Genomic DNA, 20,104 nt, shown 5'->3' with positions numbered 1-20,104 from the left:
AAATCTTGACATAGGACCACTTTGTGCATGAGGAGGAAGCAGGGACAGCAAAAACTGCAAAAGTGAAATAGTAGGATTTAATGAAAATGAGGAACGCTCACTGTTCAGCGTTCCTCATTTTATTATGCGGAGTAAATTCCTTGTACCGTAATTCTTTTGAAAAAGCGAGATAATCCGAGATAAACGGTATCATCTGCTTTTTCAGGCATTCTGCGGATAAGAACTTCTCCGAATTCATGGGGTAAACTTACGAAATGGTCTGCTTTTAAACGTTCCGTTTCATTTGTGTCAACAAATCTTGCTGAAATCTCTAAACGAGAGCCGCCTCAAGTGTGACACATCATAGAAGTAATTAAAATATTTTGCAGGTGATTTTCCTGCATATAAGTTTTTAGTCTGTCGTCTAATTGTATATTCATCATTTCATTTCTCTCCTTTACATTTGCTAATCTTATTATTACCGAATAAAAGGAAAAGTTCTGTAATGAAGTCACAAAAGATAAATCTAAAAGAAACTTTACTTTTCTTCTTTCATTGCTTTGTATCCAATTAAAACAGTCCATACATAAGCGCAAGTTTTAGGAATCATAAGCATTCCTATCATAGGAATGGTGTCTGCCCAAAGCACAACAGGGATATAAAAGCCGAAACTCAGTACGATAGTAAGCCACATAAAGCGGAATGCTTTATCATGATGTTTTTTAGCGCTTTGATAAAATAGAATAATAATGAATAATCCCAGTAGTGCAAATGGAATATTTCTATAAATTCCCCATGACAAAGGTGAAGCAGCACTTACCCATTTGTTTTGCGGAAAAAGGCACAGTGCGATACGGATACCTGACAGTAAATAGACTGCAAAAGTGAATTTGTTTTGACCTTTTATATTGTAGCGTATACGCCATACATAATATAAAAGAATATAAAAAATTGTCATAGTAATAGAAGTAATAAATTTTCCCATACCGAGAGCGACAGTGAAATTTTCCAGTCCGGTTGTGCAAAGTGCTGTGGCACGAGGGACAAGGTGAAATGAATCACCCACGCCTAAAACAACTGCCATAATACCAAAGAGTCGGTACTGCTGATTTCCATTGCTTTTTCTCATCATGATAATACCGATAGTGATAACTGAAATTAAATAAATAGTGTCAAATGAAGTTTCCATAATTGCCTGCATTATTTTTGTTTCCTTTCTTTTAAATAATTTTTACCAAAAAGTATTCCCGCTAAAAGCAGGGAAGCTCCCAGACCTGAATAAAATACAGCAATAAAGCGTTCAGGAGCAATGCCGGAGGCACGGAGCCCAATTCCTCCGCTTATCATAAATGTCATAATGCAAAATGATTTTACGTCAAAAAATTTTAAGAAAAATTGATAGGTATCCGTGTAGTTTAAAATTCTTCGGGTATGTTTTTGGACTAATCTGCCAAATACAAAATATTGGAAGAGCAAAAAAATAATTACGGATAGGACTAAATTTAAGAAGGAAACATAGTCCGGATAGGCTAAGATTCCTATTCTTAATACATTAAAACCAGCAATACTCCAAACAAGACAGGCAATCAGTAATAATGTTTTTTTATTTACTTTCATAAGAACTCCTTTCTTGAACGATGTTCATTTTGGGGATTTAAAAATGTCCGCAAATGTGGACATTATATTATTTGTAAACAGTTCGTCGAATAACTTCTAAAAGTATGGAGGGGTCATAATCTTGTTTCATTAATGATGAAACAATAAATGAGAATACAAATTCTATAAATTTTTCTGGTGTAAATGTGTCATTGAAACAATTTGGACGAACATTATCATCATGCATAAGAATATAACAAAGTTGTTTTTGAATATGTTCTAAAGACTGCTGCATAAGTTGTTGTCCTTTTAATTTATCCTTTCCTAAGAAACTCATGGAATGCAGAGTAAAAAAATCTGGATATAAGTTGTTTCCTTGTTCCATTTTTTCGTAAATCCATTGAATACAATTCACAAAACTGTGAAAAATATTTTCATCTTTTGGAAAGTGAAAAATATCACACCATACACTTTCGATTGTCGCTCCAACTAAATCTGATTTGGAATGAAAATAATTATAGATGGAGCCTACTGAAACGTTACAGGCAGAGGCTACAGAACGTATATTAACAGCGGCCCAGCCTTTTTCTTTGATTAAGTTTCTACTTATATGTAAAATTTCTTCTCTTGAAGTAATAATGTGATTCATATGTATCCTCCCTTAACTTGAACAATGTTCATTTTAACGGAAATAAAAGCGTTTGTCAATAAAATAAAAAAGGAAAACATCTCGATAATTAAATTAAAGAGATATTTTCCTTTTTTATTATTTATTATTCTGCTGTAGGGACAGCCTGTGTATCGTCAGCTTTTTTAAATAAGGATACAACACAGCAAAGAGCCATAACAGCGACTGCAACAACAACCCAGCCAAGACCGAGAGAATATAGTGGAAGAGAGTGGAAAAGTTTATTTACAAAACCAAACTTCACTCCAACGTTTTCAAGGGCGTAGATAACGCTGACAACTCCGACAGCCCCGATTGTGCAAGGGTAGATGTAAGGATTACGTTTTAACCATGTATCGCAAAGTCCGAGTACGATTAGCATAATAGAGATTGGATAAATTGCGTCAAGTACAGGTACGGAAATACTTAAAATCATATTTAATCCCTGATTACATACGATAAATGAAAATCCTGCAATAACACATACCCACTGGCGATAAGAAAACTTAGTTGTCAGTGTCGAAAAATATTGTGAGATTGAAGTAATCAGACCAACACAGGTTGTCAGGCATGCCAATGTAAAGATTGCTGCTAAAAGGATTGCTCCCGTGTCACCAAAAAGTTCGTGGACGATACAGCGAAGTGTCCATGCTCCGTTTTCCTGAATTTCAAATACGCCTGAAGAACTCATTCCCATGTAAGCGAGCATTAAATATACGGATGCTAAAATTGTTCCGGCAAAAATGCCTGTTGTGACAGTGTAATGCATAACTCCTTTTTTCTCTTTAACACCAAGGCTTCGGATAGTGGTTGCAATAACAAGACCGAAGTTTAATGCAGCGATGGTGTCCATTGTTAAATACCCTTCCAAAAATCCTTTTACTATAGGATTTGCGTTGTAACTTTCCTGTGCAGGAGCAACATCAACAGTTCCTCTGAACAAAAAGTTAAAGAATAGGAAAAGTAACAAACAAAGTAAAGACGGTGTTAAAACTTTCCCAATACGTTCAACAAGTTTGTTTGGTGTCATGGCAAGCCAACCAGCAATTAAAAAGAATACTAATGAAAATGCAAGCATGGCTACTGTTAAATTTACTCCTTTTGGAAGATACGGTGCTACAGCCATCTCAAAAGGAAGTGAAGCGGCACGAGGGATACCAAGTCCTGGACCGATAGATAAATAAATTAAAATTGTAAACACGATGGCAAATTTAGGATTTACTTTTCGGGAAAGTCTTTCCAAGCCGTCAAATCGTGCTACAACGATAACACCTAAAACAGGCAGGGCAACGGCGGTAACCAAAAAGGTTAAAATTGCCAAAGGAGCATGTTCTCCGGCGTTTTGCCCTAAAAATGGAGGGAAAATTAGATTTCCTGCTCCAAAAAACAGTGAAAACAACATAAAACTTACGAGTAAAACTTGTCTTTTCTTTAATTTCATCATAAAATCCTCCTCAAAATAAAATAATTGCATTTGACACAATCTTCGCTATGACGGGAGTGCAAGTAGTAGTGCTGTCACTGATAATTGAGTATAAAAAAAATCGTCCTATAAAAAGGACGATTGTTAATCGTGGTACCACCTTAATTCCCAAGTCTAAACTCAGCTCATATCGCATCATCTAATGCGTGTCACCTGTAACGTGGCTTTACTCCGGCTTGCTTACTTTTGTTTCAGCGTGCTTCTCAAAGATGATTTCATCTATCAGGTTCATTAGTAACTCACACCAACCGCTACCTCTCTGAAAAATCCACTGAAGATTACTTGTTCTTATCAACGAATTTGTAATATGGGTGTATTATATTTGATTTGTAAGAAATTTGCAAGAGGTTTTTACAAAAAAATTATTTTTATATAACTTTAACTATTGGTTAAATAATTTGCATAAATGTTTCTTCTTCCTCAATTGTTACTTTTTATCTTATCTGTTATCCTTAAATTAAGCAAAGGCCTTGCAAAAAAGAATGGAGGAAATAGAGATGAAAATAGGAGAAGTAATAAGAAAATATCGAAAAGAAAAGCAACTGACACAGGAAGAAATGGCAGGGTATTTGGGCGTGACAACCCCTGCTGTAAATAAGTGGGAGAATGGCAACTCGATGCCTGATATTTCTCTGTTAGCCCCGATAGCAAGGCTTTTGGGCATCAGTACAGATACATTGCTTTCATATCAAAATGAGTTGACAGATAAAGAGATTTCAAGGAAAATTGAATTACTTTCAGAAAAAATGAAAATGGACTCTTATGAAAATGTTTTTCATTGGACAGAAGAACAAATAAGAGAATATCCGAATTGCGATAAACTGATTTTAGTGGCAGCACAGACTTTAGACGGATATAGAACGATTTTGAATTTAGAGGATGCGGAGCAATATGATGAAAGAATTTATCAGTTGTATTTGCGTGTGGCGGACAGTAAGGAGTATGCACTTGCCATGTCAGCATGGATTTCCATTTTTTATTATCTGATTGGAAAGAAAAAATTTGAAGAAGCACAGATATATTTAGACCGTTTTCCCAAAATGGAAGTCAGCATTAAAAAGATGCAGGCACTTCTGTTTGAAAAGCAGGATAAAAAAGATGACGCTTATAGGTTATACGAAGAAATACTGTATATGGGCGGAATGAATTTGGCACAGGCACTATCGGGAATATACACGCTGGCGATAAAAGAAAATGATTTAGAAAAAGCAGAATATATTGTCAAAAAGCAGAGTGAGTTGGCAAAAGTGCTGGAAATGGGAAAACATATGGAAATTTCAGCAGGTTTGGAGTTGGCTATCTATAAGAAAGATAAGGAAAAAACATTGGAAATTTTATCTGAAATGGTTCACACTCTTCAACATTTGGGAGATTTCCGATATGCTCCATTATATGCCCATATGCAATTTAAAGACGGAGAAATGTCAAATATTTATTTTATGTTCAAAAAAGCGTTTGAAAATGACATAGAACTTGCATTTTTGCAGGATGATGTAAGATATAAAGAATTATTAGAAAAAGTAAAGGAGATAACAGGGTAAGCAAATGATAATGAAGCAGATACCTCATTTTAACATCGCACAGATTTGTGATTCAGGTCAATGTTTTCGTATGATGCAAATTCATGAAAACAGATATAGCGTAATTGCATCGGGGCATTATTTAGAAATTACACAAGAAGGTGAAAAATGTATATTTTCGTGTGAGGAAGAAGAATTTCAAATTTTTTGGAGAAAATATTTTGATTTAGATACAGATTATGGAGAATATCTGGCACAAATTAATCCGAACGATAAATATTTAAGCAAAGCGGGGGAATTTGGAAATGGCATAAGAATTTTGCGACAGGATTTGTGGGAAATGATAGTATCTTTTCTGATTTCCCAACAAAACAATATTACGAGAATACGAAAATGTATACAGAATATTTGTGAAAAATACGGAGAAAAAAGGCTGAATATTTACGGTGAAATATATTATACATTTCCAACGTCGGAAACATTGGCAAAATTAGAAGATGATGAACTTAAAGCGTGTAACTTGGGGTATCGTAGTAAATATGTTGTTCGCACGGCAAAAAGTGTCGTATCCGGAGAAATAGACTTAAAGCAAGTAAGGAAAATGTCCTATCGAAAAGCAAAGATGGAACTATTGAAACTATTCGGGGTAGGAGAAAAAGTTGCGGACTGCATATGTCTTTTCGCCCTGCACCATTTACAATCTTTTCCGGTAGATACCCATATCCGTCAGGTATTAGATAAACATTACAAACGGGGATTTCCAAACAAACGATATAATGGTTTTCAGGGAGTAATACAGCAATATATTTTTTATTATGAATTATTTGGAGAAAAGTGATATACTGTACGAAGAGATCAGAAGGAAAGGACAAGTATAATGAAACATAAAAAAAAGAAAATGGTGTCCAACTGCGAAAGTTGTATGAATTATGAATACGATGAAGAATATGAGTATTATGTTTGTACGAAAAATTTAGATGAAGACGAGATGTATCGATTTGTAAAGGGCGAGTTTCGAGATTGTCCATATTACCAATTTGGTGACGAATATCGAATTGTGCGGAAACAAATGTGAAAAAACTGTGAAAGGGGACGTAGTGAAATTGAAAAATACTACGTCCCCTTTCACGTTTACCCCTGTCCCTTTTTAAGAAATGGTGTGTCCCATTTTAAAATATAAAGGCATATTTTATATACTATCTAACCACAGAAACTTTGAAATAAGCCAAAGTTAATTTGGAAACTTAAAGTTTATATAATAGTGTTATAAAAAACCATAGAAACGCTCACATTTATAATGCTTTTATTGTTTTGTATTGAAAAAGGGACAGGGCTATCTGAGAAAAGGGACACAATAAATCAAAATCGGGGACGTAGTGAAATTGAAAAATACTACGTCCCCGATTTTTATTTCACCTCATAATAATATTTTCCCTTTTCGTCAATTCCGTAGAAATCGGCGAAAGAAAGATGGAAAATGTCCTTATCAAAGTGAGAAATATCGATTTCATTTTTTATTAAATATTGATAAATACCTGCATAGTCGATAGAACCCTGAAGCAGAATACTGTCCAATTTTCCGTTTCGGATGATGGCACGTTTATAATTACCCGCATCTTCCTGTTCTAAGACGGTATCTCCTTCCTCAGCGACTCCACGGCCAAGTGATAATGTGACAAGTCCATAAAAGTTCATAGTGTTTTTCATGGCATATCTGTCTGTGTAATGTGATTCTACACCACACATATTAAGACCGGCAACCTGACCTTGTTTCATGGCGTTTGGCCAAATTCCAGATAATCCGGTTACATCTCCGGCAGAGTAAACATCATTGCAGTTTGTTTTCATTGTGTCGTCAACCTGAATAAAACGGTCTACATGGATTTTTGACCCTTCCACACATTCAACGGCAGGACGAACCCCTGCTGCCACAACGATTAAATCACAGTTGATTTTTGTTCCGTCATCGAGGAAAACGGCGTCAATATTTCCATTTTCGTTCATATGCGTATCGGAGGCTTTTTTCCCTACGATAAATTCGCAGCCATGTTCTTCAAAAAGTTTACGGTATGGTTTTCCGGCAGTTTCATTTAACTGGAGTGGGAGGATTCTGTCTGCCATTTCAACTACCGTTACTTTTTTTCCCTGCTCTAAAAATGCGTAGGCGGCGTCCATTCCGACAAGTCCTGAGCCGACAACGAGAACGTGGTCTGCGGCATCAGAAAGCGGTCTTATTTTTTGTGCATCTGATAAATGACGAAGTCCAAAAACGTTTTTTGCTTCTCTGAATTGTGCAACCGGAGGAATGAAACTGTTTGCACCTGTTGCGATTAGCAGTTTGTCAAACAGGTAATCTTCATGGTTGGATAGGCAGACTTTTTTCTCGTCTACATCAATTTTTTCTACGTTTACTCCTTTTACCCAATGAATACGGTCGGAGGAAAAGAAGTTTTTATCTACAAATGAAAGGGTTTCCTCATCTCGTTCATGGCTTAAATAACGGTGTAACATACAGCGAGAATGTACAAATTCATCTGTAGAAATCATAGTAATTTGGGCATCTTTATCTGTTTTTAAAATGGTTTGGGCAGCCGTGATTCCTGCTGGTCCAACACCGATAATTACATGAATCATAGTGTCACCTCCACGACATAAATAGCATTTTTTGGACAGGCTTTTACGCAATTTGGTTCGCTGTTATCCTGTAAACAGAAGTCACATTTGATTACTTTGGTATGAGTGGCAGTGTCTGCCTTTAAAACACCGTATGGGCAGTTCATAACGCACATGAAACATGAACCGCATTTTTTTTCATCATAAGAAACAATTCCTGTTTTATCATCTTTTGTTAAAGCACCACTCATACATGACATAACACATTCAGGTAAATCACAATGTCGACAGAAGATAGGACGGTAACTTCCGTCCGGCATCTTCTCAATGTGATTGCGAGATTCGTTACGAATATCAGTTAAATCTAAATCATAAATTGTACCCGGAGTTTCACGGTGTGCCTGCATACAAGCAATCGTACAATTTTTACAGCCATCGCACTTGGAGGCATCAATCATAATTCGTTTCATAGATAACCCTCCTATATATGTAAGTGATTACGTTTTTCCTCGATAATCTTTTCTAAAATATCAGCAGTTTCTTTTGCATCTCCGTTAATAATAACCTGTCCGCCTGTAAGTTCTTTCATATCTTCCGTCATAACTTTTACGGCAGTTTTGCTTCCTGTAATAAATGGAGGAAGTCCTAAATGTAGAGGAAGTCCCAGTGCAAGACCGAAACATCCGTCAGCCAAAGCCTGTTCTTCAAGCCACTGTGCAGCAGAGAGGACAAGTGGAAGTTCAGGGAGGTCAACACCGAGTTCCTGTGCAATTTCGGTTGCAACAATTTCTAATCGTCCGATTGCGAGGCATGGACCGAAGTTTAATACAGGAGGAATATTTAATTTTTCACATACGGCACGAAGTTTAGGACCGGCTAATTTTGCCGCTTCCGGTGTCATTAAGCCACAGTTTTCAATTCCTCCTGAAGAGCATCCGGCGGTAAGAACGAGAATGTCTTTTGCAATCAACTCTTTTGTCAGTTCAACACTGAGGACATCATGTCCTCCGGCTGTTAAGTTAGAACATCCTACTACACCTGCGATCCCTTTGATTTCTCCGGATACAATTAATTCGATGAGCGGAGTCCATTTTCCTCCAAGGAAATCTTTTAATGAACCTTCACTTACACCCGTCAAAGTGCAGTCATTTCCGTGTTCTTCAAAGAGATTCATCGGAACTACGCCGCGTCTTTCTTTGTATGCCTCAATAATTTTGTCGATAATAATTTCGCTCTGTTCTTCACGGTTTTCAAATGAAAATGGCATAAGTTCTGCATTTGCTTTTTTCGCAACGTCATCAAGACAAATCTGTTTGATTTTTAATTCGTCACAGATTGGTTCAATTCCCGGAAGAGTACAGTTAAATTCAGAAAGAACAACGTCAATAGCACCTGTTGCAAGAATCGCTTCACTTGTATAGTTATTTCCTGCATGCCCGTCAAATACTTCTGTATAATGAGCGCCGCGAAGTTGTAAATCCTGACCAACACAGGTACATCCTACTAATTTGAATCCTTTTGCTCCAACCGCCTGTGCTTTTGCTTTTGCTTCATCAGAAACAAGTCGTTCCTGTAAATCAACAAAAATTGTGTGTTGATGTCCGGTAATCATAATGTTAATGTAATCAGGATCAATTACACGAAGACCTACGGGAGCAAGGCGAAGTTCCGGCTGACCTAAAAGAACGTCATTTAATAAGTTTGTCAATGTTAAACCGTAGACACCTGTGGAAATACCTAATTTCAAGCAGTCCGTAAGCATATCTACAGGGTCAGAGTTTAAGTTTGTTGAACATTTGACAACCCCCTTAAATACTTCTGATTTTGCACCGCCAGGCATAATACCGAGTTCTTTCCAGCGTTTTACGCGTGGAGCATAAGCGATTTTTTCAACAAGTTCCGCAGAAACATATTCCGGTTTATATAAATCTGCAAGTACCGCATCTGCAACTTTTTCGGCTTTTACATAAATATCATTATCTGTAATACCGAAAATTTCTGCGAGGTGATTAAGAGATTGAAGTCCCTTTAATTCACCTCTTGTCTGAGCAGTCTTTTTCAGATTTAAAGCAGTATTTTCTACGATATGAATGTAGCATCCGCTTCCTGATGCAACTGCACGCAAAAAGTTTCTTGTAACAATCGTGTCAGCATTTGCACCACAGATTCCTCTTGGAGCATTTGGCGTAATACGGCAAGGTCCGTTAGAGCAAAGACGGCAACAGACGCCCTGCAATCCGAAACCGCATTTTGTACTCTGTCCTTCCACACGGTGATGAGAAGTTTCCATAGGAAGTGAACGGATATAATTTTCTAAAGGTTTATCTGCACTTTTGCAGGTATTGCAACCATAACATTGATTCATTGTAAATCCTCCTTATATTATAAACTGTACTAAAAATGTATAGATTTAGGTAAAAATTTATTTGCGAAATAATTCTGCTAAATTTTTGTGCTGTAATTCCTGTAAAAGAATACGTTGAATCCGACAAAATTCACCGTGTACAAGACAAGGTGTAGCCTGTGTATTCATAGAGCAGTGATAGTCTTTTTTCATACATTCCAGCAGGAGAATATCCGGCTCGATGACAGAGAAGACATCATAAAGGGAAATGTTTTGCAGAGGCTGATTTAACGCATATCCTCCGTTTGCTCCACGAAGACTTTTTAAAAGTCCTGCCTTTTCCAGTTTTCTTGTAATTTTATATGCCATTGCAGAGGAAAGATTTTCCGATGCACATATGGTGGATACGTTGACAAAATCACCTGACGATAATGCACGCATAATCCGAATAGCATAATCACATTCTTTCGTAAATAACATAAATACCTCCTTGATAAATTAACTATATAATACTATACTAAAATAGTCAAGTATCATACAAAAGAAAAGAGGAGATTACGATGAAAAAAACAGTAAACACATCATTTATTTACGCTATTTTAGCGATGGCGGGAGGAGTATTCTATAGGGAGTTTACAAAATTTCAAGGTTTTGAAGAAAAAACAACCTTATCTGTTTTACATACCCATTTATTTATGTTAGGAATGGCTATGTTTTTATTGGTAACGATATGCATTCGTCTGTTTGCACTGGACAAAGCGAAAAAGTATTCCGCATTTTTTATCATTTATAATATAGGTGTCTGTCTGACGGCGGTTATGTTGACAGTTCGTGGAATTACTCAGGTGCTTGGAGTGGAACTTAGCAACGGGCAAAACGGAATGCTGTCAGGATCTGCCGGAATAGGTCATATACTTCTTGGAGTTGGAATGGTATTGTTTTTCCTTTCTTTAAAAGAAAGTGTTTCGACTTTGCAGAAATAGAAAAAAAGGGGTATAATAAGAAAAAAGAAAAGCAGTCAGCAGGAAGGAGAAATGTAAAATGAAGATTGCAGTAACTTATGAAAACGGACAGGTGTTCCAACATTTTGGACACACGGAGCAGTTTAAAGTATATGAAGTAGAAAACGGACAGGTTTCTGACGCAAAAGTTGTGGACACAAATGGAAGCGGACACGGTGCTTTGGCGGGAATGTTACAGGAGTTGGAAGTGGAAGTTCTAATTTGCGGTGGAATCGGTGCGGGAGCGCAGCAGGCATTGGCGGAAGCCGGTATTCAGCTTTACGGAGGAGTAGCGGGAAGTACAGATGATGCGGTACAGGCATTTTTGAATGAAACACTTTCTTATAATCCTGATGTGAAATGCAGTCATCATGATGAGCACGAGCATGGAAAATGCGGTGAACATGGTTGTGGAGAAGGACATTGTTCCCACTAGAGAAGATGAAAATATTAAGCATTACGGCACAAAAACCACATAGTACGGGAAGTGGTATATATTTGACGGAACTGGTTAAGAACTGGAATGCACAGGGAAATGAACAGGCGGTCATCACGGGTATTTACGCAGATGACCGTTTGGATTTTCCGGAAGAAGTAAAAGTATATCCTGTTTATTATCAGTCAAAGGAATTGCCATTTTCCATACTGGGTATGTCTGATGAAATGCCATATGAAAGTTTAAAATACAGTGAGATGGACAGGGGAATTTTAGAAAAATTTTCCCATGTATTTCAAGAAAAAATATCTTTAGCAGTACAGGAGTTCAATCCGGACGTTATCGTATGTCATCATTTATATTTACTTACCGCTCTTGTACGGGAATGGTATCCTGAGAAAAAAATATATGGTATATGTCATGGTTCGGATTTAAGACAGTTTTCTAAAAATCTGTTGGAAAGAGAGCGAATTAGAAAAAGCATAGGTAAATTAAACGGCGTAATTGTTCTTCATCGGGAACAAAAACAGATTGTACAGGAAATGTTTGCGTTGCAGCAGGACAAGGTTCATGTTGTAGGAGTAGGGTATAATCAGTCTGTTTTTTGGAAAAAAGATATAAAAAAGAAGAATAGGAAACAGATTGTTTTTGCCGGAAAGGTAACGGAAAAGAAAGGAATTTTCAGTCTTTTGCGTGCTACAGAAAAATTACCTTATGGTGAAAATGAATTGATAGTCAAGATTGCAGGCGGAATAGGTGATGAAGAGGAGTTTGAGAAAATCCAAAAGTTAGCAGAGAAGAGCCGGCATACTATTGTTTTTTTAGGACTTTTAAATCAGCATAAACTGGCAGAAACATTTTGTGAAAGTGATGTTTTTGTTCTGCCGTCCTTTTATGAGGGATTGCCATTAGTTGTGTTGGAGGCGATGGCTTGCGGATGTAAGGTTGTCTGTTCTGACATTCCGGGAGTGAAAGAATGGCTTTCAGAAAACGTGGCGGGTGAAAATGTTGCGTTTGTAAAACTACCTTCTATGAGAAATACGGATGAACCGATTAGGGAAGAACTGCCGGAGTTTGAAAATAGATTGGCACAAAGTATTTATGAGAAATTGGAACAAAAGGAAGCGGAAAACCCTGATGTATCAAAAGTTTCATGGAAAGGGGTAAGTTCTCGGATTATGGAACTGCTAAAGCAGTAGAGGAGAAATTAGATGTTTATAGATACACATATGCATGAATGTACATATTCAAAAGACAGTTATCTAAAACTTGCCGATATGGTAGAAGTGGCAAAAAGTCGTGGTCTAGGAGGGATTTGTATTACAGACCACGATGATATGGGAATAAAACAATATGCGGAAGAATATGCGAGGAAAGTAAATTTTCCTATTTTTGTGGGAATTGAATTTTTTTCTTTGCAGGGAGATATTGTAGCGTTTGGAATTGAAGAATACCCGAGAGAACGGGTAAATGCACAGGAATTTATTGATTTGGTAAAAAAGCAGGGTGGCGTCTGTTTTAGTGCGCACCCGTTTCGAAATAACAACAGAGGGTTAGAAGAAAATCTAAAACTGGTAAAAGGTTTAGATGGGGTGGAAGTGTTAAATGGAAGTACATTGCCTGAAGCAAATAAAAAGGCGGCAGACTATGCCAAAGAACTTGGATTGGTTACGGTAGGCTCGAGCGATTGTCATATTATTGAGAAAATCGGATTTTTTGCAACTTATTTTCCGGAAGAAGTAAGGACGATGGAAGAATTTATTCGCGTATTTAAAAGTGGAAAATGTAAACCGGCATATTACACGAAGAATGGTTATCAAATTTGGGATATGAAGACACCTATTCATAAACCGTATTTACTTAAAGATTAGTAATGGGTTTCTTAGGAAAATCTTTAGATTTTTTACAGTTCTTTAGTTTTTTTGTCACAGTTTTTACATAAATATATTTTATAATAAATTTATCAAATCAAAGAAGACAACGGTTATATTTAAAGTTAGTTATTTATGGCTGTTGGACTTCGACTAAAAAATCCGTTTTAAACGTTTACATATATCATATATTTTTCTCCTTTCAACCGGCGGGCAACTGCCGGTTGTTTCTATTTTCAGTTCGATTGAAAAAACCATATTTTCATGCTAGACTAAAAATCAATGTAAATAAATGTGAACATAAGGCAGAAATAATTCGGTGGGCAGATAACTATTAGGAAATTTTGTAGAGTTCAGGAAAACGGGGGAAGAAAATGTTACAGAAAAAACTGGAGCAACTAGGCATACAAGTAAAGGAAGGAATAGAAAGATTAGGGGAAGAAACATATTTCTCAGAATTGTCTGTTTTTATAAAAGGTGCGGATTTTATGAGAATTGGTCAGGCAGCGTCACGCAGACAGTGGTCTTCTGCCATGATGATATTGAGGAGAATGACACAAAAAGGAAAAGAACTAGGAATAAAGAACATGGAAATGCTTTTTCTTCGTTTAAGAAAAGAAATTGGAGAAAAAAATATTGTGGCAGTAAAAAATACATTGGCATTCTTAACACAAAAACGAGTGCAAATAATAAACATTTTGCGGGAAGAGGAATAAAATATGAAAATTTTTGTGGACGCCGACGCCTGTCCGGTTATCAACATTATAGAAAAAGTGGCAGAGGAATATGGGATAGAGGTAACTCTTTTTTGTGATACAAATCATATATTGCATTCGGAATACAGTAAAATAAAAGTGATAGGTGCAGGGACGGATGCGGTGGATTTCGCATTGGTAAACAGTTGTCAAAAGGGAGATATTGTTATTACACAGGATTATGGTGTTGCGGTTATGACATTGGGTAGAGGTGCATATGCAATACATCAATCTGGGAAGTGGTATACCGATGAAAATATAGACGGTTTATTAATGCAAAGACATTTAGTCAAAAAAGTTAGAAGGACTTCTTCAAAACATCATTTGAAAGGACAAAGAAAACGGAATAAAGAAGATGATATTATATTTGAGAAATCCTTTCTACAGTTGATAGAAAAGGTGAAACAGGGGGAGTGAAAATGAATGTGGCAGTAATAATGGATTCCTTTAAAGGAAGTATGACTTCTCAAGAAGCGGGAAATGCGGTACGAAAAGGCATAAAATATGTTTATCCAAATGCAAATGTATCAGTAAAACCTTTGGCTGACGGGGGAGAAGGAACGGGGAAAATTCTTACGGAAAGTCTGGGTGGAAAGGAAATATCTGTTTTTGTATCAGGACCTTTGGGAGAGAAAATGGAGGCATACTATGGATATATAGAAAAGGAAAAAGTTGCTATTATTGAAATGGCTCAGGCAGCGGGGCTTACTTTATTGAAAGAAAAAAATCCATTACAGGCAGACACTTTCGGAGTGGGAGAAATGATTTTGGATGCTATGCAAAAAGGATGTCGGGAATTTTGGATAGGAATAGGCGGAAGCGGAACAAATGATGCAGGTGTCGGGATGTTGAGAGCACTTGGCTATCTTTTTCTTGATAAAGAGGGAAAGCAAATCGGACATGGTGGTAAAGAAGTGGGAAAAATTGAAAGTATTTCAGATGAAAACGTTTCTTCTTTATTAAAAAAATGTCGTTTTCGAATTATGTGTGATGTGGAAAATGAACTGTATGGAAAGAATGGGGCAACATATGTCTTTGGAAAACAAAAAGGTGTTACGGAAGAACAGAAAGAGAAATTAGACAAGGGAATAGAACATTTTGCTTATCAAACAGAAAAGTTTATCGGGAAAGATTATAGTTTACAGAAAGGAGCAGGCACAGGGGGTGGAATTGGGTTTGCTTTCTTAAGTTATTTGCAGGCGGAATTTTCTTCGGGGATTCAATTCGTTATGGATAAACTTTCCATAGAAGAAATTATACAAAAAGCCGATATAGTCATTACAGGTGAAGGAAGATTAGATGTCCAGACAGGTATGGGAAAAGCGCCGCTTGGTGTAGCGAAGTTGGCAAAAAGGTATCATAAAAATGTTATCGCATTTGCGGGAACAGTGACTGAAGGGGCGAAACTGTGTAATGAGAAAGGAATAGATGCATTCTTTCCAATAGTGAGGGAAATTTTAACACTGGAAGAAGCAACTGAGAAAGAAAAGGCAATAAAAAATCTTGAAGATAGCGTAGAGCAGGTTTTCCGTGTGATTCAAATGAAAGGAGGAGATGTTTAAAACATCTCCTCAAGTATTTTTACAAGCATTTCCAATCCATTTTTATCTTCTTCATCAAATCTTGAAAAAAGCGGGCTGTCAATATCGAGAACTCCGATAATTTTGCCGTGGGCATGAATCGGAATAACAATCTCTGAATTAGATGCACTGTCACAGGCGATATGTCCTGAAAAATTATGCACATTTTCAACAACAATCGTTTCATCTTTAGCAACGGCAGTTCCGCAAACTCCGTTTCCTATTTTGATTTCTATGCAGGCAGGTTTTCCTTGAAATGTTCCAAGCACAAGTTGATCTTCCTTTATAAAATAAAATCCGACCCAGTTAATATCCGAAAGTGCCTGATTAAAAAGGGCAGAGGCGTTGGAGAAATTAGCAAGTATATGTGGTACTCCGTCTGTGAGAGCAATTAGTTGTGTTCTAAGTAAAGAATAAAGTTTCTTTTTCTCTTTCGGGTAAGTAATGTCAATCTTTTTCATTATATTTATCTCCTGATTTTAAATGATAATGACATTAGTATAACATAATTAATTTGCCAAAAACAATATCAGCATCAGACCGGAAAAGAATATGGCGAAAATAAGACTGATAGTATTGATTATCGTTTTGTAACTCTTCTTAAATAGTTTTTTCAATACAACGAAAATACCGATGCCGATAAGTCCGCCAAGAGTATTTGTAATCACATCTGTTATATCACTTGCTCCGATAGAAAAAATAAATTGTAAGATTTCAAATGCAAGACTGACAAAAAAAGCGGGCAAAAGTTTTTGGAGAAAAGATTTCTTTTCCGATATGGCGCTGATAAGGACACCAAAAGGAATAAAAGCGAAAAGATTTTGGAAAATCTCCGAGAAATCTACTTTTCCATTTATAATAACGGATTGAGCAAAAGGTATAAGGTTGACATTTCTTAGATGAGGAAGTTCTGTCAAAGAAAAAGAAAATTTAAACAGAATAATCCATGTAAGTGCAACACAATAAAATGAAAATAGTCCTATAGATAGTTTTTTTGAATTCATAAAGTATCCCTCCAATGTTATTTACGATTAGTATAAAAGAAACAGATAAAAAACGGCGAAAGACTTTCTTAAAAAAATTTTAATTTGTGAGCGTTGTTATCTATAAAAAATAATGTTAAAATGGCAGAGAGGTAAAAAACATGAGAAAAAAAGAATTAGCATTAGAAGTAATTGAACGGTTGAAAAAAGAATATCCGGTTGCCGATTGCACTTTAGATTACGATGAGGCGTGGAAACTTCTTGTGGGGGTTCGTCTGGCAGCACAGTGTACAGATGAGCGTGTTAATATTGTAGTGGAAAAACTATATAAGAAATTTCCTGATGTAAAATCTTTGGCGGAGGCACAGGCTGAGGAAATTGAAGAGATTGTAAGACCATGCGGACTTGGAAAGAGCAAGGCGAGAGATATTAATGCCTGCATGAAAATTTTGCATGAGAAATATAATGACCAGATTCCGACGACGTTTGATGAGATTTTAGCCCTCCCCGGAGTAGGAAGAAAAAGTGCGAATTTGATTATGGGAGATGTCTTTGGCAAACCGGCGATAGTGACAGATACACATTGTATACGTCTGGTAAACCGTATCGGTTTAGTAAACGGAATAAAAGAACCTAAGAAGGTAGAAATGGAATTATGGAAAATCATTCCATCGGAAGAGGGAAGTGATTTTTGTCACCGACTTGTATATCACGGAAGAGAAGTGTGTACAGCGAGAACAAAACCTTATTGTGACAGATGTTGCTTGGCAGACATCTGTGCAAAAAAGATATAATGAAAGCAGAATAAAGGAGAAACAAAATGAGTGAAAAAGTATTAGCAACTGTTGCAGGAGAAGCAATTACAGAAGAGGAATTACAGGCATTTTTAAACAATGTTCCGAGAGAACAACAGCCATATATCAATAACCCGAAATTTAGAGAACAGTGTTTAGAACAATTAATTTCTTTACATTTATTTGCGCAAATGGGAGAAGAAATGAAATTGGAAGAAACAGAAGAATTTCAGCAGATTCTCAAAAATGCGAAAAAAGATATTCTTGCACAACTGGCAATGCGTGAAACCATGAAAGGTGTAGAAGTATCTGACGAAGAAGTGAAATCATATTATGATGCAAACAGTCAGCAGTTTAAGAAAGGCGCGACAGTCAGTGCCAAACACATTTTGACAGACTCGGAAGAAAAATGTCAAACGATTTTAGCATCCATTTTAAACGGAGAAAAAACATTTGAAGATGCGGCAAAAGAATTTTCTACCTGTCCATCAGGTGCAAGAGGCGGCGACTTAGGACAGTTTGGCAGAGGACAGATGGTAAAAGAATTTGAAGACGTTGCTTTTGCAGCAGAGATTGGAGAAGTGAAAGGTCCTGTAAAAACACAGTTTGGTTATCATTTAATTAAAGTAGAAAACAAAAATGAAGAATCTATCGCTTCCTTCGATGAAGTGAAAGAAACAATCAGAAGAAGTCTTGTACAGCAGAAACAAAATGCAAAATATATGGAACAGGTAAACGTATTAAAAGAAAAATATTTAGAAAAATAGGGAAAATATGCGTGAAACAGTATTGTTAATCAACTTTCAGGATGCGAAACAGTTGCGTGAGATAAAAATGATACTTCTTTCCATGAAGATTAAGATGCAAACAGTTGAAAAGAAGGATTATTTACAGAAAATCGGCTATTTGGCAGGAATGAAAGATATGGAAGCGGTGCAGGAAGTTTATGACGGGAAAGAATTAGAAAAAGAAATGATGATTTTTGCTAATTTAAGAGATGCTCAGTTGGAGCAGATTTTATACCGTATTCGTAAGAATAGGGTAAGAAAAGTAGACTATAAAGCGATACTTACCGACACGAATAAGGACTGGACTGTACCTCAATTATATGAAGAACTTGCAGGCGAGCATGAAAAGATGAAAAAAAATAATGTACAATAATAGAATTTTATATTATAATAGATAGGTGGCAAAAACATACTATATTATTTTATAAAAGAGAAAAGGGATAAAAATGGAAAGAAAAGTAGGAACAATTTCAAGAGGAATTCGTTGTCCAATCATTAGAGAAGGCGACAATTTAGCGGACATCGTGGTAAACAGCGTATTAGATGCGGCAAGCAGTGAAGGATTTGAATTAAGAGATAAAGATGTAATCTCACTTACAGAATCGATTGTTGCAAGAGCACAGGGTAATTACGCTCCAATCAGTGCAATTGCAAGTGATGTAAAAGCAAAATTAGGCGGAGAAACGATTGGAATTATTTTTCCGATTTTATCAAGAAATAGATTTTCTATCTGCTTAAAGGGAATGGCTATGGGAGCGAAGAAAGTCGTTCTTATGCTTAGTTATCCAAGTGATGAAGTTGGAAATGAACTGGTATCACTTGATAAATTAGATGAAGCAGGAATTAATCCATACAGCGATGTATTAACTTTAGAAAGATACAGAGAGTTGTTTGGAGAAAATAAACATCAGTTTACAGGTGTGGATTATGTGGAATATTATGGAGAACTTATCCGTGAAGCAGGAGCAGAAGTAGAAATTATTTTTGCAAACAATCCGAAAGTTATCCTTGATTACACAAAAAATGTTATTAACTGTGATATTCATACAAGAGCAAGAACTAAACGTATTTTAAAAGCAAACGGTGCTGAAAAAGTATTTGGTATGGATGAGATTTTAGATGCATCTGTTGATGGAAGCGGATACAATGCAAAATACGGTTTATTAGGCTCTAATAAATCTACGGAAGAAAGTGTAAAACTTTTCCCAAGAGAATGTTTTGATTTAGTTGAAGCAATTCAGAAGAGTATTTTGGAAAAAACAGGAAAACACGTTGAAGTTATGGTTTATGGAGATGGCGCTTTTAAAGATCCACAGGGAAAAATTTGGGAACTTGCAGACCCTGTTGTTTCACCTGCATTTACAGAGGGACTTCGCGGAACACCAAACGAAGTGAAATTAAAATATTTAGCAGATAATGACTTCAAAGATTTAAGCGGAGAAGCATTGAAAGAAGCAATTTCTAAACGTATTAAAGAAAAAGATGATAATCTTGTAGGTAACATGGTTTCTCAGGGAACAACACCTAGACAGCTTACAGATTTGATTGGTTCTTTATGTGACCTTACAAGTGGTTCTGGAGATAAAGGAACTCCGGTTGTTCTTGTTCAGGGATATTTTGATAACTATACAAATTAATAAAATCAGAGAGCCTCGGGCGTTATGCCGCGAGGCTCTTGTTGTATTAAGAAAACC

Annotated in this window: 24 protein-coding genes and 1 other annotated feature; of the genes, 14 read left to right on the top strand and 10 right to left on the bottom strand. The window is 36.4% G+C overall.

Annotated features, from left to right (window positions below; translation table 11 throughout):
• Positions 1-517 precede the first annotated feature (517 nt).
• The 4 genes from ACYPXO_RS09415 to brnQ form a co-directional block, all read right to left on the bottom strand.
• Positions 518-1,180, bottom strand: coding sequence for a hypothetical protein (locus ACYPXO_RS09415; protein WP_459640317.1), 663 nt, complete (start codon positions 1,178-1,180; stop codon positions 518-520).
• Positions 1,180-1,596, bottom strand: a complete 417-nt coding sequence (locus tag ACYPXO_RS09410) for a hypothetical protein (protein ID WP_459640316.1) — start codon at positions 1,594-1,596, stop codon at positions 1,180-1,182. The genes ACYPXO_RS09415 and ACYPXO_RS09410 overlap by 1 nt, the downstream gene beginning before the upstream one ends.
• A gap of 67 nt (positions 1,597-1,663) precedes the next feature.
• Positions 1,664-2,224 (bottom strand): TetR/AcrR family transcriptional regulator, encoded by a 561-nt coding sequence (locus tag ACYPXO_RS09405; protein ID WP_459640315.1) that lies wholly within the window; start codon positions 2,222-2,224, stop codon positions 1,664-1,666.
• A gap of 124 nt (positions 2,225-2,348) precedes the next feature.
• Positions 2,349-3,683: a branched-chain amino acid transport system II carrier protein gene (gene brnQ, locus ACYPXO_RS09400; RefSeq protein WP_459640318.1), complete on the bottom strand. Its 1,335-nt coding sequence runs from the start codon at positions 3,681-3,683 to the stop codon at positions 2,349-2,351.
• Between the two features lie 112 nt (positions 3,684-3,795).
• Positions 3,796-4,029, bottom strand: a binding site (T-box leader).
• 193 nt (positions 4,030-4,222) lie between these two features.
• On the opposite strand from brnQ, the gene ACYPXO_RS09395 reads away from it, so the two are divergent.
• Genes ACYPXO_RS09395 through ACYPXO_RS09385 form a run of 3 tightly spaced genes read left to right on the top strand, consistent with a single transcriptional unit; the run spans position 4,223 to position 6,320 of the window.
• Entirely contained in the window at positions 4,223-5,266 is a 1,044-nt protein-coding gene (locus ACYPXO_RS09395; protein ID WP_459640314.1) for a helix-turn-helix domain-containing protein, read from the top strand.
• A 4-nt stretch (positions 5,267-5,270) separates the two neighbouring features.
• Positions 5,271-6,083, top strand: coding sequence for a DNA-3-methyladenine glycosylase family protein (locus ACYPXO_RS09390; protein ID WP_459640313.1), 813 nt, complete (start codon positions 5,271-5,273; stop codon positions 6,081-6,083).
• A gap of 39 nt (positions 6,084-6,122) precedes the next feature.
• The gene (locus tag ACYPXO_RS09385; protein WP_459640312.1) at positions 6,123-6,320 is read left to right on the top strand and encodes a DUF6472 family protein; all 198 of its coding nucleotides are present in this window, start codon (positions 6,123-6,125) and stop codon (positions 6,318-6,320) included.
• A gap of 332 nt (positions 6,321-6,652) precedes the next feature.
• Here ACYPXO_RS09385 and ACYPXO_RS09380 read toward each other — a convergent pair whose 3' ends face one another.
• Genes ACYPXO_RS09380 through ACYPXO_RS09365 form a run of 4 tightly spaced genes read right to left on the bottom strand, consistent with a single transcriptional unit; the run spans position 6,653 to position 10,682 of the window.
• Complete coding sequence (locus ACYPXO_RS09380; RefSeq protein WP_459640311.1) at positions 6,653-7,879, bottom strand: NAD(P)/FAD-dependent oxidoreductase; 1,227 nt, start codon at positions 7,877-7,879, stop codon at positions 6,653-6,655.
• The gene (locus ACYPXO_RS09375; RefSeq protein ID WP_459640310.1) at positions 7,876-8,328 is read right to left on the bottom strand and encodes a 4Fe-4S dicluster domain-containing protein; all 453 of its coding nucleotides are present in this window, start codon (positions 8,326-8,328) and stop codon (positions 7,876-7,878) included. The genes ACYPXO_RS09380 and ACYPXO_RS09375 overlap by 4 nt, the downstream gene beginning before the upstream one ends.
• Positions 8,329-8,339: 11 nt before the next feature.
• A complete protein-coding gene (cooS, locus tag ACYPXO_RS09370) occupies positions 8,340-10,223 on the bottom strand; it encodes an anaerobic carbon-monoxide dehydrogenase catalytic subunit (RefSeq protein ID WP_459640309.1) in 1,884 nt (627 codons plus the stop codon).
• 57 nt (positions 10,224-10,280) lie between these two features.
• On the bottom strand, positions 10,281-10,682 hold the full coding sequence (locus ACYPXO_RS09365) for an RrF2 family transcriptional regulator (RefSeq protein WP_459640308.1): 402 nt from the start codon (positions 10,680-10,682) through the stop codon (positions 10,281-10,283).
• An 80-nt stretch (positions 10,683-10,762) separates the two neighbouring features.
• Between ACYPXO_RS09365 and ACYPXO_RS09360 the strand changes: the two genes are divergently transcribed.
• The 7 genes from ACYPXO_RS09360 to ACYPXO_RS09330 all read left to right on the top strand — a co-directional run bounded on the left by ACYPXO_RS09360 (position 10,763) and on the right by ACYPXO_RS09330 (position 15,827).
• Positions 10,763-11,185 carry a DUF2871 domain-containing protein gene (locus ACYPXO_RS09360; RefSeq protein ID WP_459640307.1) on the top strand — a complete coding sequence of 141 codons (423 nt, stop codon included), beginning with the start codon at positions 10,763-10,765 and terminating at the stop codon, positions 11,183-11,185.
• A 58-nt stretch (positions 11,186-11,243) separates the two neighbouring features.
• Complete coding sequence (locus ACYPXO_RS09355; RefSeq protein WP_459640306.1) at positions 11,244-11,639, top strand: NifB/NifX family molybdenum-iron cluster-binding protein; 396 nt, start codon at positions 11,244-11,246, stop codon at positions 11,637-11,639.
• A gap of 5 nt (positions 11,640-11,644) precedes the next feature.
• Complete coding sequence (locus ACYPXO_RS09350) at positions 11,645-12,838, top strand: glycosyltransferase family 4 protein (protein ID WP_459640305.1); 1,194 nt, start codon at positions 11,645-11,647, stop codon at positions 12,836-12,838.
• Positions 12,839-12,850: 12 nt separating this feature from the next.
• Positions 12,851-13,510: a PHP domain-containing protein gene (locus ACYPXO_RS09345; RefSeq protein WP_459640304.1), complete on the top strand. Its 660-nt coding sequence runs from the start codon at positions 12,851-12,853 to the stop codon at positions 13,508-13,510.
• A 374-nt stretch (positions 13,511-13,884) separates the two neighbouring features.
• The gene (locus tag ACYPXO_RS09340) at positions 13,885-14,226 is read left to right on the top strand and encodes a hypothetical protein (protein ID WP_459640303.1); all 342 of its coding nucleotides are present in this window, start codon (positions 13,885-13,887) and stop codon (positions 14,224-14,226) included.
• Positions 14,227-14,229: 3 nt separating this feature from the next.
• Positions 14,230-14,682 (top strand): YaiI/YqxD family protein, encoded by a 453-nt coding sequence (locus ACYPXO_RS09335; protein ID WP_459640302.1) that lies wholly within the window; start codon positions 14,230-14,232, stop codon positions 14,680-14,682.
• A gap of 2 nt (positions 14,683-14,684) precedes the next feature.
• Positions 14,685-15,827, top strand: coding sequence for a glycerate kinase family protein (locus ACYPXO_RS09330; RefSeq protein WP_459640301.1), 1,143 nt, complete (start codon positions 14,685-14,687; stop codon positions 15,825-15,827).
• On the opposite strand, the gene ACYPXO_RS09325 is transcribed toward ACYPXO_RS09330, so the two are convergent.
• A complete protein-coding gene (locus ACYPXO_RS09325; protein WP_459640300.1) occupies positions 15,824-16,306 on the bottom strand; it encodes a GAF domain-containing protein in 483 nt (160 codons plus the stop codon). The two genes, ACYPXO_RS09330 and ACYPXO_RS09325, sit on opposite strands and share 4 nt — an antisense overlap.
• Positions 16,307-16,354: 48 nt before the next feature.
• Positions 16,355-16,849 (bottom strand): VanZ family protein, encoded by a 495-nt coding sequence (locus ACYPXO_RS09320; RefSeq protein WP_459640299.1) that lies wholly within the window; start codon positions 16,847-16,849, stop codon positions 16,355-16,357.
• 140 nt (positions 16,850-16,989) lie between these two features.
• On the opposite strand from ACYPXO_RS09320, the gene ACYPXO_RS09315 reads away from it, so the two are divergent.
• From ACYPXO_RS09315 to ACYPXO_RS09300, 4 genes are all read left to right on the top strand, one after another.
• Positions 16,990-17,622, top strand: a complete 633-nt coding sequence (locus ACYPXO_RS09315; RefSeq protein WP_459640298.1) for an endonuclease III domain-containing protein — start codon at positions 16,990-16,992, stop codon at positions 17,620-17,622.
• A gap of 26 nt (positions 17,623-17,648) precedes the next feature.
• Positions 17,649-18,389 (top strand): peptidylprolyl isomerase, encoded by a 741-nt coding sequence (locus ACYPXO_RS09310; RefSeq protein ID WP_459640297.1) that lies wholly within the window; start codon positions 17,649-17,651, stop codon positions 18,387-18,389.
• A gap of 7 nt (positions 18,390-18,396) precedes the next feature.
• Entirely contained in the window at positions 18,397-18,783 is a 387-nt protein-coding gene (locus ACYPXO_RS09305) for a DUF3783 domain-containing protein (RefSeq protein ID WP_459640296.1), read from the top strand.
• Between the two features lie 73 nt (positions 18,784-18,856).
• Positions 18,857-20,047, top strand: a complete 1,191-nt coding sequence (locus ACYPXO_RS09300) for a coenzyme F420-0:L-glutamate ligase (RefSeq protein WP_459640295.1) — start codon at positions 18,857-18,859, stop codon at positions 20,045-20,047.
• Positions 20,048-20,104 lie beyond the last annotated feature (57 nt).

The sequence above is a fragment of the Faecalimonas canis genome (assembly GCF_054601575.1).
This window is presented reverse-complemented; position numbering and strand designations above follow the sequence as displayed.

Bases quoted from the DNA above. Each gene is read 5' to 3' on its own strand.
- ACYPXO_RS09375 (WP_459640310.1), bottom strand. From the start codon at position 8,328: ATGAAACGAATTATGATTGATGCCTCCAAGTGCGATGGCTGTAAAAAT.
- ACYPXO_RS09395 (WP_459640314.1), top strand. From the start codon at position 4,223: ATGAAAATAGGAGAAGTAATAAGAAAATATCGAAAAGAAAAGCAACTG.
- ACYPXO_RS09325 (WP_459640300.1), bottom strand. From the start codon at position 16,306: ATGAAAAAGATTGACATTACTTACCCGAAAGAGAAAAAGAAACTTTAT.
- ACYPXO_RS09355 (WP_459640306.1), top strand. From the start codon at position 11,244: ATGAAGATTGCAGTAACTTATGAAAACGGACAGGTGTTCCAACATTTT.
- ACYPXO_RS09345 (WP_459640304.1), top strand. From the start codon at position 12,851: ATGTTTATAGATACACATATGCATGAATGTACATATTCAAAAGACAGT.
- ACYPXO_RS09410 (WP_459640316.1), bottom strand. From the start codon at position 1,596: ATGAAAGTAAATAAAAAAACATTATTACTGATTGCCTGTCTTGTTTGG.
- ACYPXO_RS09300 (WP_459640295.1), top strand. From the start codon at position 18,857: ATGGAAAGAAAAGTAGGAACAATTTCAAGAGGAATTCGTTGTCCAATC.
- ACYPXO_RS09365 (WP_459640308.1), bottom strand. From the start codon at position 10,682: ATGTTATTTACGAAAGAATGTGATTATGCTATTCGGATTATGCGTGCA.
- brnQ (WP_459640318.1), bottom strand. From the start codon at position 3,683: ATGAAATTAAAGAAAAGACAAGTTTTACTCGTAAGTTTTATGTTGTTT.
- ACYPXO_RS09415 (WP_459640317.1), bottom strand. From the start codon at position 1,180: ATGCAGGCAATTATGGAAACTTCATTTGACACTATTTATTTAATTTCA.
- ACYPXO_RS09350 (WP_459640305.1), top strand. From the start codon at position 11,645: ATGAAAATATTAAGCATTACGGCACAAAAACCACATAGTACGGGAAGT.
- cooS (WP_459640309.1), bottom strand. From the start codon at position 10,223: ATGAATCAATGTTATGGTTGCAATACCTGCAAAAGTGCAGATAAACCT.
- ACYPXO_RS09340 (WP_459640303.1), top strand. From the start codon at position 13,885: ATGTTACAGAAAAAACTGGAGCAACTAGGCATACAAGTAAAGGAAGGA.
- ACYPXO_RS09320 (WP_459640299.1), bottom strand. From the start codon at position 16,849: ATGAATTCAAAAAAACTATCTATAGGACTATTTTCATTTTATTGTGTT.
- ACYPXO_RS09330 (WP_459640301.1), top strand. From the start codon at position 14,685: ATGAATGTGGCAGTAATAATGGATTCCTTTAAAGGAAGTATGACTTCT.
- ACYPXO_RS09385 (WP_459640312.1), top strand. From the start codon at position 6,123: ATGAAACATAAAAAAAAGAAAATGGTGTCCAACTGCGAAAGTTGTATG.
- ACYPXO_RS09315 (WP_459640298.1), top strand. From the start codon at position 16,990: ATGAGAAAAAAAGAATTAGCATTAGAAGTAATTGAACGGTTGAAAAAA.
- ACYPXO_RS09380 (WP_459640311.1), bottom strand. From the start codon at position 7,879: ATGATTCATGTAATTATCGGTGTTGGACCAGCAGGAATCACGGCTGCC.
- ACYPXO_RS09405 (WP_459640315.1), bottom strand. From the start codon at position 2,224: ATGAATCACATTATTACTTCAAGAGAAGAAATTTTACATATAAGTAGA.
- ACYPXO_RS09360 (WP_459640307.1), top strand. From the start codon at position 10,763: ATGAAAAAAACAGTAAACACATCATTTATTTACGCTATTTTAGCGATG.
- ACYPXO_RS09310 (WP_459640297.1), top strand. From the start codon at position 17,649: ATGAGTGAAAAAGTATTAGCAACTGTTGCAGGAGAAGCAATTACAGAA.
- ACYPXO_RS09305 (WP_459640296.1), top strand. From the start codon at position 18,397: ATGCGTGAAACAGTATTGTTAATCAACTTTCAGGATGCGAAACAGTTG.
- ACYPXO_RS09335 (WP_459640302.1), top strand. From the start codon at position 14,230: ATGAAAATTTTTGTGGACGCCGACGCCTGTCCGGTTATCAACATTATA.
- ACYPXO_RS09390 (WP_459640313.1), top strand. From the start codon at position 5,271: ATGATAATGAAGCAGATACCTCATTTTAACATCGCACAGATTTGTGAT.